Source organism: Streptomyces sp. A012304, from assembly GCF_026008495.1.
Taxonomy (GTDB): Bacteria; Actinomycetota; Actinomycetes; order Streptomycetales; family Streptomycetaceae; genus Streptomyces.
The window spans coordinates 1-467 of sequence record NZ_BQUN01000219.1; the positions used below are offsets into that span (position 1 = coordinate 1).

Consider the following 467-nt stretch of genomic DNA (forward strand, 5'->3'; position numbering starts at 1 on the left):
CCGAACTCGCTCTGCAGGAACGGTTTGCCGTAGGCGTCGGAGATCTTCTTCATGTTCGCCACGATCCCGGGAGCGACATCGGCGCTGCCGTAGGAGGAGAACACCGACATGTCCCACTTGCCGCCGTTCGCCGCGAAGCGGCTGAAGAACGTCGTCATCACGTCGTACTTCTGTGGCTGGGCCAGGTGGATGCACACCGTCGAGTTCGGCGACACCGCCTTGACCTGGTCGTATGCGGCGTTGAGCAGCCCGGTCATCTGCGCCCCGTTGGAGACGCTGCCGACGGGGCGGCAGATCCCGCTGTTGATCTCGTTGCCGATCTGGACCCAGGTGGGGAGCACGTCGTTGCTCCTCATGACCGTCATGGTCTGGTTCACGTACGTGCCCATCGCGGTGCGCATCTGGCTGTAGCTCATGTTCCGCCAGGCCGCGGGCGGGTTCTGCACGCCGACGGAGTTCCAGGTGTC

At 64.2% G+C, this 467-nt stretch carries 1 protein-coding gene; it reads right to left on the reverse strand.

Annotated features, from left to right (window positions below; all coding sequences use genetic code 11):
- The coding region (locus ALMP_RS42545) for an arabinogalactan endo-1,4-beta-galactosidase (protein ID WP_264937412.1) at window positions 1-446 on the reverse strand (446 nt) is incomplete at its 3' end.
- Between the last annotated feature and the right edge of the window lie 21 nt (window positions 447-467).